This window comes from Vibrio nitrifigilis (genome assembly GCF_015686695.1).
Taxonomy (GTDB): domain Bacteria; phylum Pseudomonadota; class Gammaproteobacteria; order Enterobacterales; family Vibrionaceae; genus Vibrio; species Vibrio nitrifigilis.
Map to the genome: position 1 here is coordinate 1 of NZ_JADPMR010000003.1, position 15077 is coordinate 15077.

The 15077-nt window shown below is 40.8% G+C and carries 15 protein-coding genes and 1 pseudogene; 11 read left to right on the forward strand and 5 right to left on the reverse strand.

The features are described 5' to 3' along the window. Positions 1-159: 159 nt before the first annotated feature. Positions 160-480 carry a helix-turn-helix domain-containing protein gene (locus I1A42_RS13870; protein ID WP_196123848.1) on the reverse strand — a complete coding sequence of 107 codons (321 nt, stop codon included), beginning with the start codon at positions 478-480 and terminating at the stop codon, positions 160-162. Between the two features lie 103 nt (positions 481-583). Between I1A42_RS13870 and I1A42_RS13875 the strand changes: the two genes are divergently transcribed. The 5 genes and pseudogenes from I1A42_RS13875 (at position 584) to I1A42_RS13895 (ending at position 3688) form a co-directional block, all read left to right on the forward strand. Further along, positions 584-1126, forward strand: a complete 543-nt coding sequence (locus tag I1A42_RS13875; protein WP_196123849.1) for a hypothetical protein — start codon at positions 584-586, stop codon at positions 1124-1126. Between the two features lies 1 nt (position 1127). Further along, positions 1128-2504: pseudogene (locus I1A42_RS13880) on the forward strand (DEAD/DEAH box helicase). Between the two features lie 45 nt (positions 2505-2549). After that, a complete protein-coding gene (locus I1A42_RS13885) occupies positions 2550-2855 on the forward strand; it encodes a hypothetical protein (RefSeq protein WP_196122489.1) in 306 nt (101 codons plus the stop codon). 19 nt (positions 2856-2874) lie between these two features. After that, the gene (locus I1A42_RS13890) at positions 2875-3366 is read left to right on the forward strand and encodes a hypothetical protein (RefSeq protein ID WP_196122491.1); all 492 of its coding nucleotides are present in this window, start codon (positions 2875-2877) and stop codon (positions 3364-3366) included. 22 nt (positions 3367-3388) lie between these two features. Continuing rightward, positions 3389-3688, forward strand: a complete 300-nt coding sequence (locus tag I1A42_RS13895) for a hypothetical protein (protein WP_196122493.1) — start codon at positions 3389-3391, stop codon at positions 3686-3688. Positions 3689-3723: 35 nt separating this feature from the next. Here I1A42_RS13895 and I1A42_RS13900 read toward each other — a convergent pair whose 3' ends face one another. Beyond that, positions 3724-4020, reverse strand: coding sequence for a cyclic-phosphate processing receiver domain-containing protein (locus I1A42_RS13900; protein ID WP_196122495.1), 297 nt, complete (start codon positions 4018-4020; stop codon positions 3724-3726). 426 nt (positions 4021-4446) lie between these two features. Between I1A42_RS13900 and I1A42_RS13905 the strand changes: the two genes are divergently transcribed. Beyond that, a complete protein-coding gene (locus tag I1A42_RS13905) occupies positions 4447-7005 on the forward strand; it encodes an AAA family ATPase (protein ID WP_196122498.1) in 2559 nt (852 codons plus the stop codon). Positions 7006-7464: 459 nt separating this feature from the next. Here the strand turns inward: I1A42_RS13905 and dsbC are convergent, their stop codons facing one another. Next, positions 7465-8319, reverse strand: a complete 855-nt coding sequence (dsbC, locus tag I1A42_RS13910; protein WP_408063534.1) for a bifunctional protein-disulfide isomerase/oxidoreductase DsbC — start codon at positions 8317-8319, stop codon at positions 7465-7467. After that, complete coding sequence (gene xerD / locus I1A42_RS13915) at positions 8264-9172, reverse strand: site-specific tyrosine recombinase XerD (protein ID WP_161153844.1); 909 nt, start codon at positions 9170-9172, stop codon at positions 8264-8266. Before xerD ends, dsbC begins: the two co-directional genes overlap by 56 nt. 218 nt (positions 9173-9390) lie before the next feature. Here xerD and fldB point away from each other — a divergent pair, with 218 nt between their 5' ends. Beyond that, the gene (fldB, locus tag I1A42_RS13920; RefSeq protein WP_161153843.1) at positions 9391-9909 is read left to right on the forward strand and encodes a flavodoxin FldB; all 519 of its coding nucleotides are present in this window, start codon (positions 9391-9393) and stop codon (positions 9907-9909) included. Positions 9910-9953: 44 nt separating this feature from the next. Here the strand turns inward: fldB and ampD are convergent, their stop codons facing one another. Next, positions 9954-10511 carry a 1,6-anhydro-N-acetylmuramyl-L-alanine amidase AmpD gene (ampD, locus tag I1A42_RS13925; RefSeq protein WP_196124074.1) on the reverse strand — a complete coding sequence of 186 codons (558 nt, stop codon included), beginning with the start codon at positions 10509-10511 and terminating at the stop codon, positions 9954-9956. Between the two features lie 130 nt (positions 10512-10641). Here ampD and nadC point away from each other — a divergent pair, with 130 nt between their 5' ends. From nadC to I1A42_RS13945, 4 genes are all read left to right on the forward strand, one after another. Continuing rightward, positions 10642-11529 (forward strand): carboxylating nicotinate-nucleotide diphosphorylase, encoded by an 888-nt coding sequence (gene nadC, locus I1A42_RS13930; RefSeq protein ID WP_196123850.1) that lies wholly within the window; start codon positions 10642-10644, stop codon positions 11527-11529. A gap of 203 nt (positions 11530-11732) precedes the next feature. Continuing rightward, entirely contained in the window at positions 11733-12143 is a 411-nt protein-coding gene (locus I1A42_RS24765; RefSeq protein ID WP_196123851.1) for a pilin, read from the forward strand. Further along, on the forward strand, positions 12143-13822 hold the full coding sequence (locus tag I1A42_RS13940) for a GspE/PulE family protein (protein WP_196123852.1): 1680 nt from the start codon (positions 12143-12145) through the stop codon (positions 13820-13822). The genes I1A42_RS24765 and I1A42_RS13940 overlap by 1 nt, the downstream gene beginning before the upstream one ends. After that, positions 13819-15042, forward strand: a complete 1224-nt coding sequence (locus I1A42_RS13945; protein WP_196123853.1) for a type II secretion system F family protein — start codon at positions 13819-13821, stop codon at positions 15040-15042. Before I1A42_RS13940 ends, I1A42_RS13945 begins: the two co-directional genes overlap by 4 nt. Positions 15043-15077 lie beyond the last annotated feature (35 nt).

Genomic DNA, 15077 nt, shown 5'->3' on the forward strand with positions numbered 1-15077 from the left:
CATAATGGGGAGGCGCAATTTTGTTAGATAATTTTTAAAGACAAAATTTTCTAACTTATTTCTGTCCAGTTTTATGCTGATGGGACGGTGTAAAACTATAGAAATATTCAGCCTACTAAAACACGCAATTGCACCAATTCATAATGGTTATCTTCAGATTTATTTATCTCTTTCTTGAAGACTGTTAATGAATTCAATTACTTGATTTCTTGCTCTTCGGATAATTTTGAAAATCGCAGTTGCTATCTCGGCAGTTGAGTCATCCTCACAAAAAAAATAGTTCAAAGGAACTCCTAGCTCTTTAGCCAGCAGTTTGAGTGTCCGAACATCAGGAGTGTGCACTCCCTTTTCATATTGGTTCATTCGCGCCACTCGCTGTACCAGATTCCATACCGATACTAATCCCCAGTTCTTTTGGGAGATCTTCATTTTCTTACGGGCTTCTTTGAGACGCTTTGGGATTGGGTTGTCTGTTGACACTTATGTTTCATACTTGTTTTACTCATCAATACTAAGATTGTCTTAGTTTTACTTATTTATGTATACTAAGCAATACTTAGTTTTTGTATTGTTCGAGTAGTAAATGAAACGTTCTCAAAAGATAAACGCATATATTTATAAGTTGTTGATAGAAAAAGGATGGATGGGTTTTCCGTTGTTGAGGCTCGGGATGTTGCCCGTTTGTTCCCCGAAAGCCCTAAAGACATCAATGAACTTCGTAGATTGTTATCGACAATTATTAAAGTGCATAGAAAGCAGATGGTTGCGCTGTGAAGGTTCTGGTAGAGAAAAACGATACTTCAAAACGGACGAGTTTAACTCACTCTCTTTTGAGCCTCGGAAACCTAAATCACGTGTAAGAAAGAGTCGCCCAACAGTACCAGTTACAAATCAAGATAGTAACGATTACTCAGAATTAACGGTTGAGCGCAACAGATTAAAGGGAGAACTGGAAGTTACTTTGGGTGAGATAGATAAGTACAAAACGTTAAAAGAACAATATCCCGAACAATTTCAGCTTCTTGAACGTCTGAACGTTGCCGCTAACGAAAAAGCAGCTTTGTTTATGGGCAACATTAATGCAATTACGAATATGTTGAATTCGTTGTCACATGAGAGAGCATAGTATGTTAAGGAAATGGCAAGCAGAATGTGTTGCTCAAGCGTTGGAAAAATACGAATCTGGTTCTAACCATTTCTTCTGTCAGGCGACACCAGGAGCTGGTAAAAGCATCATGTCAGCCACACTGGCTAAGACATTACTCGATAAGGGGATGATTGATCTCATTCTTTGCTTTTCACCTTCTGTTGCTGTAGCTGATGGCATGAGGGCTACGTTTTCGATAATCATCAATTGTCCATTTAACGGAAGTCTAGGCTCAATAGGTCAGTCACTTACTTATCAGTCAATCCAGTATTTAGGCGATGACTTTTGGCGAACCATTGAAAAATATAGAGTTCTTGTCGTGTTTGATGAGATTCACCATTGTTCCGGTGATGAGCTAGACAGAGCCAACATTTGGGGACAACAAATATTGGCTCGTATACAAGGTGTTGCTACCTATACGTTAGCTCTGTCGGGAACACCCTGGCGTTCAGATAAATTTCCGATTGTTTTGGCTGAATATAGTGATCCGGAAGGCAAGCTATTTTGTGATTATTAGTATGGTTTAGCCCAAGCTATAGCAGACAATGTCTGCCGTAAGCCGAAATTAGTTTTGGTTGATAATGAACATTTGACGATTTTAGAAGGTTCTGAGAAAAAATCATTTGCTTCTATTCTTGAGCTCCTTAAGCAATCAAAGACGTCGTATCAGGATGTAATTCATAATACTCAAGCAATGGAGTATGTCCTCGGCTTAGGATGCCAGAAACTTAATGAAATCCGGAAAGAGTCTTTTAATGCAGGAGGTCTTGTTGTTGCGTCATCGGTGAAACATGCAAAACAAGTACAAAAAATATTGACTGAAAAATTTGGTCAGTCAGCAACGTTAGTAACCTACCATCATGATGATCCTCAATCTGAAATTAAGGCTTATCAAACAGGAACGACCCAATGGATTGTGAGTGTCGGTATGATAAGCGAAGGTACTGATATTCCCCGTCTACAAGTGTGTTGTCATATTAGCGCTGTAAAAACAGAACTTTACTTTAGACAAGTGCTTGGCCGGATATTGCGAGTCAACGATAGTCCAAATCAGCAAGCCTGGCTTTATACGTTTGCAGAGCAGAATTTAATTGAATATGCGGAGCGTATAGAGCATGACATTCCTGAAACCTGTCTCTTTGCCAAAATTGGTAAAGAAGAGTATATCCCAGAGTTACAAGCAACAAATCAATGCGGTGAAGTTGAATCTGTGCCCGCAAAAATTATCAAAGGATATAGCCAGTTAGATTGGGGAATTCAATCCAAATCTATCTCATCAGGTCGTGGGGCTGACGATATTTTTGATGAAATTTGGTTGGGACGATTTCGTGAACGTGTAGTTTCAGCGTTTTTATAATCGGCGATGATATTTCATCAAGCAATATGCTTCTAAGGAGTTGATATGTTCTACATTGGTGTTAGCCATTATTATGCGACGGGTGAAGGCGTAACGATTTATGTTGCTAGCGGTAGCGAAAAATCAATACGCGCATCGATTCCTGAGTATTTTCATCCAGGACTCACTATTTTAACCCCCGCAGAGTGGCTAAAAGCCGCAACTGGAGACTGTGTGGATGAATACCACCAATCGGATGCGGAGGTTCTTAAAACCTATTTACCAATGTTATGGCAGCAAATTGAAGAAAGAGCATTGGAAAGAGGGTGTTATCTGGATTTTTTCATGAAGCACCACTTCAACTATGCCTGATGTGAATTAGAGGGTATCAATGAAGATTTTATATTTCGACATGCTTAGTTTGTTCTATTCGAATGAATATTTTCACCGTAATGCAAGTGTACATACCAAGTATAAAGAATGGTTTAATACTCGAACAAAGACACTTTTAGAAATGGTAGAACCGGATTCTCAAGCTATCGGCAATCTAAGAGATGCAGCGTTAGAATCAGGGCTATTACTTTACCCTTTGGGGAGCTGCTACGACCGAGAATATCTTATTGAACATGGTGTGTTTACTGGCGATGAATTAGCCCCTGAGACTGAATTGCCCTTCAGAACGCATATGGACGACAACAATTCAGTCCGTCAGATGTTAGCCCATGCTCACAGTCTAAACGCCCAATGGTACGTCTGTGGTGATGTCGGCTCTGAAGAGCTATTACAACATTATCCGGATCGTTACTTACGTTCAGAGCTTGGAAAGGGCGTTACTAATGAACTGATTTCTAAAATACGCGGCTTGGAATCAGCGGACTATTAATTAACTGACTGGGGCAATACCGATGCTTTTGAAAAAGAGACACACTATAGACCAGATAGCTGCTTCTATCAAAAGCAGAAATAACGTTGATGATTTCCCTTCTCTTGAAAGACTAAAGTTGTACGAACAGTGGAAATCAGGAACCGCTAAAAAGGTACTTGATGGCATTTTGTTATATCAAGAAAAGCGCACAGAGATTGAACTGCAAGAAGTTGAGCAAACGATTGCTGATACATACAAAATACAGCTGGTATCGTTTGGGGTGAAAGTTGCAGCAGTTTTTTATGTAAACTCAGCTATATACATAATTCAAATCATATAGATAAACGAAAATGGCTTGTATTTTTCTCTCGAGATTCAACCCAACATACTTAACCGTTTGATATTAGATATTCCAGATTCCATTTTCTGTCTTGCTGATGAATTAGCGCTATGAACCCGTATAACCGGTGGTTGAAAACCTTGTGTTGCAACCGCCTCTTCAATCCACAAAACCACATCATAGCCAGTACCATGAGCATCATCTCCTAGATCATGATCTAGGCTGACTTCAGTCACCTTTCCTTGCTGTAGCAAGGCGATAGCTTCTTCAGGCCAGTAAACCCGATGCCATCCTTTCGGAGTTGACCGTTCATCATCAAGGTAAACCTTCATACTAAATCCTTAATTTTATGGATGTTGACTTAAATTAATCCGAAGTTAGTACTTTTACAACAAGCAGTTAGATGAATACGCCTTTGCCCAGTACGCCCGAAATTAATGATATTAAACAACTAGCTTCTTTTGTTTAAGCATATGAAGAAGAACACTATCCAATATAATTTGCTGAAAAATATAACACTCATCTTTTCAGCTCCGTACTGATGGGACAGCCAGCTTAAATGAATCTATTCAGAGACGTGACAGTTTGATCTTGGCTGGCACGAATGTGCCCCGAAACTTGTCATAGCTAATACTTGATTATGAGGAGTCAATGTGTCGAAGGCGTTCTCAGTTGGATTATGAGGATTTGAGCTATAATCAGTTTTTCATTAATAATATGCAATATCATGGATATTCACATCAGCGAAGGAAGTATCTATGCCAATTGCAACAAAAATCTGTGACCTAATAAACAGTAAAGGAAAGCCTGATTGGTGGAGGTACACTCTAAACCAAGCATTGGTTTTAGGCGAACTATCACATCAAGAACTCGAAACTGCTTACATACTTGCAAAGATGGAGTTTGGTTTAGAAGACAAAAGTCCAGATTACGAAATATTAACTCAGCAAGCTAAAGCAACTGGATATCATGCAGAAACTGAAGAAAACAAACTTATTTCTGTTGGTAATGCTTTAAACATATCAACACTTGCTGCGGAGAAAAAAATCGAGTTTTCACCGAAAGGGTTAACTGTTATTTATGGTAACAACGGAGCTGGGAAGTCGAGTTATGCCAAGATATTGAAGAATGCCTGCTTAACAAGGGGGGAAGCTCCTGCTCTAAAACATAACGTCTTCGCTGCCAAAATTGGAATACCATCGGCAGAAATTCAAATAGAGTCAAATGGTAAACCAGAATTGGTGATATGGAACAATCAATTGGAGCCAGACCCTCGTCTTAAATCTATTCGAGTATTTGACTCACAATCATCAATTCACTATCTGTCTAAAACTGATACTTTGGACTTCAAACCAGCGGCTTTGAAGCTATTAGATGAGTTGCTCAAAGTGAGTAGCTTCATCGCGGATAAGGCGAAAAAGGAAGAGACCTCTTGTATACCCATCCATGTTCTTCCGCAAATGAATATAGGAACAACACCAAGCAAACTAGTCATAAGCTCACAGTTAAAACCTGAGAACGTAGATTTATTGTGTGCTACTCAAAAAGAACTGTCTGAATTACAAGAATTGAGAAAAGAAGTTATTGAACTGACTAATAATTCTCCTCAAACACTTAAAGACCGATATCAAAAAAGAAGACTTCGGGCTGTGCCGCTTCAAAAGTTCTTACAAAATCTAGTAGATACACTAAATCTAAAGTCGGTGGAACAGTATAAGGCTGTATACAGCAAAAAAGAACAAACCAAGTTAGCTGCGGCTGAGTTAAGTTCTGTAACATTTTCTCAATTACCAGTATCGAATATAGGTTCCGAACAATGGCTTACGATGTGGAACGCGGCCAAACTATTCATTGAAAATGCAGAACAAAATAAGACATTTCCACTACAGGAAGGTGACCACTGCCCAACATGCCTACAGGAAATTGATAATACAACAGCATCTCGATTAGCTTCTTTCGATACTTACCTTCGCAGTGAGTTGCAAAAAGAAGCAGATGCTGCATTGAAAAATTGGAATACAGAACTTAAGAAAATTAAGGACTTAAGTTTTTCTACTATTCCATATGACGCCATTCTCAATGAAATCAAAGAGAAGGATGCAGAGTTAGGTACGCAGTTTGATACGCTGATTCTAACACTTAAAACTAGGTCTGATAGCTTGTTACAAGACACCCCTGTATTTAAACAAGAGGAAATAAATTCAGTAGCGCTTACACGGTTAAACTCCTACATAACTAAATTGGAGGAAGCAGAGAAAGCTGTACTGAATGACGAAGCAAAAGCTGCTGCAATTAAGGTTAAACAGCAGAGAATCTTTGAGATTGAAGACAAAGAGAAAATCTTAGCGGTCAAAGAGCAAATTAAAGCTGAAATTGCGAAAGCTAAGCAAAGAGACGCCTATGATAAGGTTAAGCGATCCACTTCTACAACTGCTATCACGAGGTTAAATAACGAGATATGTAGCTCTGGTTCGATAGGACGGATGCAAGAGTTTTTCAATAGTGAGCTAGAAAAATTAGGTTTTAACCACTTCAAAATTAATGCTCTCACGAAAGGTGTTAAAGGGAACCAAAACTTCAGTATTCAGCTTTCAGATAACAATACAAACATTATCGATATTGCAAGTGAAGGAGAGCAAAAGTGTATATCTTTAGCGAGCTTCTTTGCGGAGTTAGCTACCGATAGCAGAAAGTCTGCAATCATCTTTGATGATCCCGTAAATTCTCTTGATCACATATGGAGGCTGAGATTCGCAACAAGAATCGTTGAGGAAGCAAAATCAAGACAAGTAATCGTATTTACTCATGACTTACCTTTCATGAAAATGATTCAAGAGACTGCTGACGATGTAACTATTAGAGCGGTTACTAGAAATAAGAGTGTTACAGGTATTCCTCTCGATGCTCCACCTTGGGACGCTTTAAAAACACAAAGCAGAATAGGTTTTCTCAAAGATAGGTTAGTCAGAGCTAGAAAAGCAGCCAACGTATCCATAGAAGACTATCAGCATCAAGCAGGCTTTATCTATGGGAAAATGCGAGAAACTTGGGAAAGGCTTGTCGAAGAATGGCTGATTCGTGGTGTTGTTGAGCGTTTCAATAGGGAAGTAAAAACCCAGAGTTGCAGATACCTAACTGATATTACTGACCTAGATGTTGAAACCATTAATACTGCTATGAGCAAGTGCAGTACATATATGCACGGACATGATATGGCAGAGGAAGTCGCTGGTGCATTTCCAGATATTGATGAATTGGAAAAAGATGTAGCAGACCTGGATGAGTACTTTACTAACCTGAAAAAACGAAGAAAATAAATGTTTGAACAGGAGATATAGCCCCCTATGTCTCCTGTTATCACCTGTCTTGCTTTTATCTGCACCAGTATAGTTGCATAGTTAATTTGGTCACTAGAATAGATATTTTGTAATACCATTGGTAACCCATGAAGTGCTAATTTAGGTGTGGTGACCATCTAATTAGTTATCTAGGAAGCAACAGAACCTGATATTCTCAGAATGACTTCCCAATGGCAAAAACTTAGATAAACTGTTAAACAGAGTTACAAAAGAAACTGATCTAATTTTTTCCGTTTATTAATAAGATAAATGCAAAAAGTTAGATTTTAGAGGGGAAAGTTAGATATTTTTTGTGTAACCCTTGTGTGTAAAGGGATTCCTAACTTTTTCATCTAACTTTATGTTAAGGGTGTTTTTTTGTATTTCTATCATAATATTTATAGGCCTTACCGTAGCAAGTCCTAAACTCATTCATACTTAAATTTGTTTTAAACGAGCAAGTAGCTGCTGCGGAGGAAGGTACCCACCAACCATTTCACCATTGGGTAAGAAAATAGACGGTGTACCGTTTACGCCTAACTCACGACCAAGCTGATAATGCTCCGCGACCTTCTTCTCACATACCTGTAGATTGTCTGGTTTAGGCGGTAACTTATGCTCGCTTTTCGCGATATTCATCGACTCAGCGGGATCTTTAGAACACCAGATTGCTGCCATTTGTGTCGCAACCTGCCCTTGTGGCCCCTGACGAGGGAAAGCAAGATAACGAACGGTAATCCCCGCGTCATTATATTCTTTCATTTGGCTATGTAATTTTGCACAGTAGCCGCAAGTAATATCAGTGAACACGGTTACTGCGTATTTTTCATGCGGAGCTTTATACTCAATCATGTCACCGCGATATTGGGCAATTTTTTTAGCATTTATTGGCGCTTGGCGTTTAGCTAACACATCCACATATTGGCCATTATTATCTAACCCATACAATTTGCCAGCAATAAATTGGCTGGCATCTGGTGTGGAAAAAAGTACCCCGCCATTGGTGTGTACTTCAACTAGGCCATCGATGTCAGAAGGAATAACTTCACTGACTTGTAAACCGAGTTTAGCAAAATGTTCTTTAAACAAATTCACATCAATTTGGGTATGCTTTAATACTCCTGATTCTGATGCGGTAGAAGCGGCCATCGTTGTAGGTACATAACTGGTTAGGGCCAGAATCGGTAGCGTTAAAAAGAGAATCCTACGTAATAAATTCATTAATATCACCTTGTTATCAAGCCCTTGGATGGTGCTCATGATGAAGTTGTTTAAGTCGCTCGGTGGCAACATGAGTATAAATCTGAGTGGTCGACAAATCACTGTGTCCCAACAACATTTGTACGACGCGCAAATCCGCCCCATAGTTCAATAAATGCGTCGCAAATGCGTGACGCAACACGTGCGGAGACAATTTTTCCACATCAATACCCGCAATCACTGCATAATGCTTAATTCGATGCCAGAACGTTTGACGCGTCATCTGTTTTGCTCGGCGGCTAGGGAACACCACATCAGAAGTCTGTTCACCCAGCAAAATTGCCCTACCACTATGAATGAATTTGTCGATCCATTCCACTGCGTTTTCACCCATTGGCACTAAACGCTCTTTACCACCTTTACCAATAACACGCACAACCCCTTGCCTTAAGCTGATATTTTCCATTGTTAAAGACACCAATTCAGTAACACGGAGTCCTGTTGCGTAAAGTAACTCCAACATGGCTTTATCACGCAATTCTAACGGGTCATTGGGGTCTGGCGCTTCAAGTAAAGAGTCAACTTGAGATTCACTCAGATCTTTAGGTAAACGCTTGGGAAGTTTAGGGCTCACTAATAGAGCGCTTGGGTCATCGGCGCGCATTTTTTCCCGGTGTAAGTATTGAAATAAACGACGAATAGCAGACAACATCCTCGCACGTGAAGTTTGTTTATAACCACAATCCACTAGCCAAGATTGAAACTCTTGCAAACCATTTAAACTTATAAAATCAAGTCGATAGTTGTTATTAGACATCCACGTTAATAACTTGGTTAAATCATTACGATAAGATGAAAGAGTGTTTTCTGATAATCCTCTTTCCATCCACATAGCATCTAAAAATTGTTCGACCAGCCCTTGGTCAGGTGAAAAAGCGTCTGTCACTTCGGCCTCGATTTTTTACAGTTACTAATTGCATAACGTAGTGTAAGAATTCTCTATAAAAACCACCAGAAGAAGGCTTACAGATAGGAAAGCATGCCACGTTTTTTGCATTTTTATAGGTTGACTCAATTATAAAGTTTTATCCTAGAATCAATTTCCCTGTCTTCAATTTATGGTTAGAATTCCCGCCATCAAAGATAAACCAAGAAGACTCAATCATGAAAATCGGCCTATTTTATGGATCGACTACCTGTTACACCGAGATGGCAGCAGAGAAAATGCGGGCTATCTTAGGTGAAGACCTAGTGGATATCTACAACGTTAAAGAAAGCCCTCTCACATTAATGAATGACTATGATTTTTTAATCTTAGGTATTTCCACTTGGGACTTTGGCGAAATCCAAGAAGATTGGAATGACATTTGGGACCAAATTAGTGGCGTTGATCTTACTGGTAAATACGTTGCACTTTTTGGTCTAGGCGACCAAGAGGGTTACGGAGAGTGGTTCCTAGACGCGATGGGACTGTTACATGATGAAGTGAAAAAAGTCGGAGCAAACCTACTCGGTTACTGGCCGAATCAGGGCTACGAATTTGACGCATCAAAAGCATTAACGGCTGACGGCACCCAATTTGTGGGCCTCGCCCTTGATGAAGACTCACAATATGAATTAAGTGACGAACGCATCGCGACATGGATTGAACAGATCCTAACTGAATATCAAGACGCGCTCTAAACCGCTCCAGTACTATCCGTGATGAGAGCTTGCTCCATCACGGTTTACTCTCCCTGTCTCGACGTTAATAAACTGCGATAACGACGCCAATCAAATGACAACCCCGGATCCGTTTTACGTGCAGGTGCGATATATTGATGCCCGGTGATCCTCGGTAATGTAATCGCTGGATACTGCTGCATAATCTCACGCGTCAGTTCTGCCAAGGCTTGATATTGTTCATCGGTATAAGCCACCAAGTCCGTCCCTTCTAGCTCAATACCAATTGAGTAATCATTACAAAGATCAACCCCTGCAAAAGAAGATTGCCCAGCATGCCATGCCCGCGCAGAAAATGGCACAAACTGCACGACTTCACCATCACGACGAATCAAGCAATGTGCTGAAACCCCCATGTTATGAATAACTTGAAAAAATGGGTGCTCATTAGGATCTAACTGCCCTGTAAAAAACTGTTCGATATAAGGCCCACCAAATTGACCTGGTGGCAGGCTAATATTGTGTACAACCAATAAAGAAATAGGCGTTTGAGCATCTCGTTGATCATAAAATGGCGAAGGCACCTGACGCGCATGACTCCACCAACCAGATTGATTAATCATCATCCCCTCTCTTCTCATTATTTCTTTCTCGATTTTACTGTTCAATCAAACAAAAGCGAGAATTATGGCTGGATTTGCACCACATTAACCGTATGATTTATTCTTCAAACCCATAACTAACGAATTTGTCATGAAAAAAGCACATAACAGTGAACAACGATTAGACTACTTGAAACAACATTTAACTGACGACGTCGTTCGCACCGTTAGTGATGCATTGCGCGAAGATCTCGGTGGAGACATTGCTTTAGCTAATGACATCACCGCAAGTTTGATTCCAGCCGAAATGCGTAATCAAGCGACGATCATAACTCGAGAAGATGGCGTTTTTTGTGGGCAATTATGGGCAGATGAAGTTTTCAAACAATTAGGTGGTGAAGTTTCGATAGAATGGCACGTGCAAGATGGTGACCGCGTACAGGCCAATCAAACTCTATGTGTTCTCTCAGGACCATCCCGAGCACTGTTAACAGGTGAGCGCAATGCCATGAATTTTATTCAGACTCTATCAGGCTGTGCCACCGAAACTGCAAGATATGTAAAAGAATTAGAAGGCACTAACTGCCGCTTACTAGATACTCGTAAAACGATTCCAGGACTGCGTAGTGCTCTGAAATATGCCGTCGCTTGTGGGGGTGGTTTTAACCATAGAGTTGGGGTGTTTGATGCCTATTTGATCAAAGAAAATCACATTATGGCATGTGGTGGAATTGAGCAAGCCATTCAAACAGCGAAGCAATTGAATCCGGGGAAACCGGTAGAAATAGAAACCGAGACATTAAAAGAGCTCACTGCTGCTATCGAAGCCGGCGCTGATATTGTCATGTTAGATAACTTCACCCTTGAAATGATGCGTGAAGCCGTCAGAATCAATTCAGGCCGTGTAGCATTAGAAAACTCAGGCAACATCACCATTGAAACATTAAGAGAGTATGCCGAAACGGGCGTTGATTATATTTCGGTCGGAGCACTAACAAAACACATTCGCGCTATGGATCTTTCAATGCGCTTTATCTGATCACGGTGATCACTTAGGTCACTATACTTAGTGGCCTATTTCATTCTTATCCACTTTTCGACCCACCCCAATCATTCTACTTCAATTGTTGTAACGCTAGTTTTAATAACCTTAGCTGAATCGCAATTTATTGGTATTTACCTAGGCAGCCACTCACGATCTTCTTAATTTACCCGTTCGAGTAAACATGAGGAGCAATGGTCATGCCCAATCAAAAATCAAAAGGATTCAGCTTGATCGAGCTAATGATCGTCGTCGCTATCATTGCCACATTATCAGCCATTGCGATTCCTGCTTACCGTAATTATGTAACGAAAAGTCAGTTAACCGCAGGAATTACCGTACTACGTAACCTCATCACCCCGGCAGAACTCTATTTACAAGAGCATGCTCATTTAGTCACTGGAACCGATTTAACTTACTTAGGTATCAGCAAAGACAGCTCAAAACTTGGCACCCTCAGTATTGAAAATGATGGCACTCTTTCGTTCCATTATGTCTCTCCTGCAGGAGCAGTCGCACATCTTAATCGTGATGAGGTCACCGGATGGCAATGCCAGTTATCACTACCCAATGATATTGATCCTGCATTAACACCAGTGAGCTGCCGCTAATGAGTCATTTAATTCCGTTACTTTCACACCATCAGTTGCTCACCGTAGAGCAAGCGAAACATGCACTACAAGTTACGAAAAACAAAAATATTTCAGCCATCGACGCTTTACTTCAGTCACAGTTTTTAACCAGTAAAGTCATTCAACAATTTCTCAGTCACCAACTCAAATTGCCTATCGTTGAACTGAGTTATATTGCGCCGATTATCGATGAAATTGCCCTTCCTATGTCTTTACTTCGTCATTACCAAATTATACCGATTGAGCAATCGGTATCTCACATCATCATGGCCGTTTCCGACCCGACTCAAGAGCAGCTACAACAAGAATGTCAGTTAGCAACAGGCAAACAAATCCAGCTACAGGTTGCCGATCATCACCAGCTAAAAGCATTACTTAAGCAATATGTTCCCTCCTCAACAGATTCAAGCAACACCATTCAAGAACAGCGCTTACTGTATTTAATGGAAGAAACTGAATCTCCAGAACAAGAAGAAGCCGCAGGAACAAGCTCTCCCATCGCTCAATCCATTGATGAACTGCTCATCACGGCGTTTGAACAACATGCTTCCGATATCCATTTTGAACCGCATCAACACCACTATAGGATTCGTTTTCGTCGCGATGGTTTGCTAAGTGAACATCTTTCGTTACCCATTAAGCTCCATCGTCGCTTTGTAGCACGGTTAAAAATCATGGCTCACATGGATATAGCGGAGCGTCGTCGTCCACAAGATGGGCGGATCTTATTCACATTACCCGATAAAAAGGCATTAGATTTAAGACTATCAACCCTACCGACCCAATGGGGCGAAAAAGTTGTCATAAGGCTGCTGGCGACCGAGCAACAGCAGCTTTCATTATCGCTTCTGGGAATGACAGCTGAACAGCAACAAATTTATTTTAACGCCCTGCAAAACCCTCAAGGTTTTATCTTAGTCACCGGCCCTACGGGAAGTGGCAAAACACAGACACTGTACACTGGATTAAACTCACTTGATCGCCATACTTTAAATATCTCCACCGTTGAAGATCCGATTGAGATCACCTTAGATAACATTAACCAAGTTGCAGTTAACCCAGCGATTGAACTTAACTTCACACAAGTTCTACGCGCTTTATTACGCCAAGATCCTGATGTGCTGATGGTGGGAGAAATTCGTGATACCGAAACCGCTCGAATCGCAATCAAAGCAGCCCAAACTGGTCACTTAGTTCTTTCTACCCTACATACCAATTCCGCCGTTGAAACATTAATTCGGCTTCACCATATCGGTATTGAGAATTACCATATCAGTGCCTCTTTAACTCTGATTATTGCTCAACGGTTGATAAGAAAGCTCTGTCCTGAATGTAAACAGCCACATGCGCCGACACCAACGGAAAGCCAGTGGTTAAATATTGAACCATCCATTGCCATATTTACTGCTAACTCACAAGGATGCTCTAAATGCCATATGGGTTATCAAGGACGTATAGGCATCTATGAACTACTTCCAGTTTCTCCAGAAATTCAATCTTTACTGCTCATCAATGCCTCACAACAACAGTTAGAACAGCAGGCAACAACTCAAGGAATAATGACGCTCAAATCTAGTGCGGCAGCGTTAGTCATTCAAGGTATTTCATCCATCGCTGAGTGTCGAAGAGTATTAGCTATGCAAGAATCATTACTATGATCACAGCGACTGCCTCATTATGGCAATTTCATTGGCGAGGGGTCGATCGTCAAGGGCAACATCATCACGGACGTTACTTAGCTCAGCACGAGAACGAAGTTGCAAGCTATCTACAACAACAAGGCATTCAATTACTCACTCTAGAAGCCCATGCAACCTCCTTACTGACTCGCTGGAAAGAGAGTGCCACACCTAAAGATATTGCTTTGATGACGAGACAAATTGCCACATTACTCGACAGTGGCATTCCACTTGGACAAGCACTGCAGTTGATCCGATTACGTCATCGTAAAGCACAAATGCGTTCACTGATTAGTACGATTCAGACGGATATAGGCCAAGGCTACACGTTAGCGGATAGCCTAGAAAAATACCCACTTCATTTTGACCCGGTCTACATCAGTCTCATTCGCTCAGCCGAACAGCATGGACAGCTCAGTGCTATGTTTGAACGTATTTGCCACTACCAACAACAAAGAGAGCAATTTAAGAAAAAGATTGTCCGCGCTAGTCTCTATCCAATGTTAGTGGTCGTCGTCTCCATCATCGTCACTTACATTATGTTGGTTATGGTCATTCCTCAATTTTCAGAACTATTTAACAGTTTTCAAGCCTCGCTCCCCTGGCTAACACAGCAGGTAATGTCACTTTCTCATAACGTGCAAAAATACAGTTGGCTACTAATAATCTTCACCCTATTAAGTGGAAGTATCGCCACCTACAGCTATGTACATTCCCCACGAATAAAAATGCGTGTGAGTTACTGGACATTACGCATCCCAATTTTAGGCAAGCTCTATTCTCGTGCTGCATTTGCTCGCTTCTGCTATACCTGCGCCACCAGCTTAAAAGCCGGTGTGTCCATTATGACAACGTTTACAATCTCTACTCACAGCATCGGCAACTGTTATCTAGCCAGTTTGATTCCAACCATTACACAAAGAATCGCCGATGGTGAATCGATTCATCAGGCTATCGCAATGCAACCCGAGTTTCCGGAAACCATGAAACAACTAATAATGGTTGGGGAGGAAACAGGATGCCTTGATGAGATGTTCAGCCGAATTGCCGCTATATATGAACAAGAAGTAAAAAATCAGCTCGATACTATAGAAAAACTCATCGAACCCACCATGATTCTCTTTTTGGGCTTGATGATTGGTGGTTTAGTCCTCGCTATGTATTTGCCTGTGTTTAACTTAGCGGGAGTATTGAGTTAAAATAACTTTATCGACTTGTAATCAGTTCTCCGGAC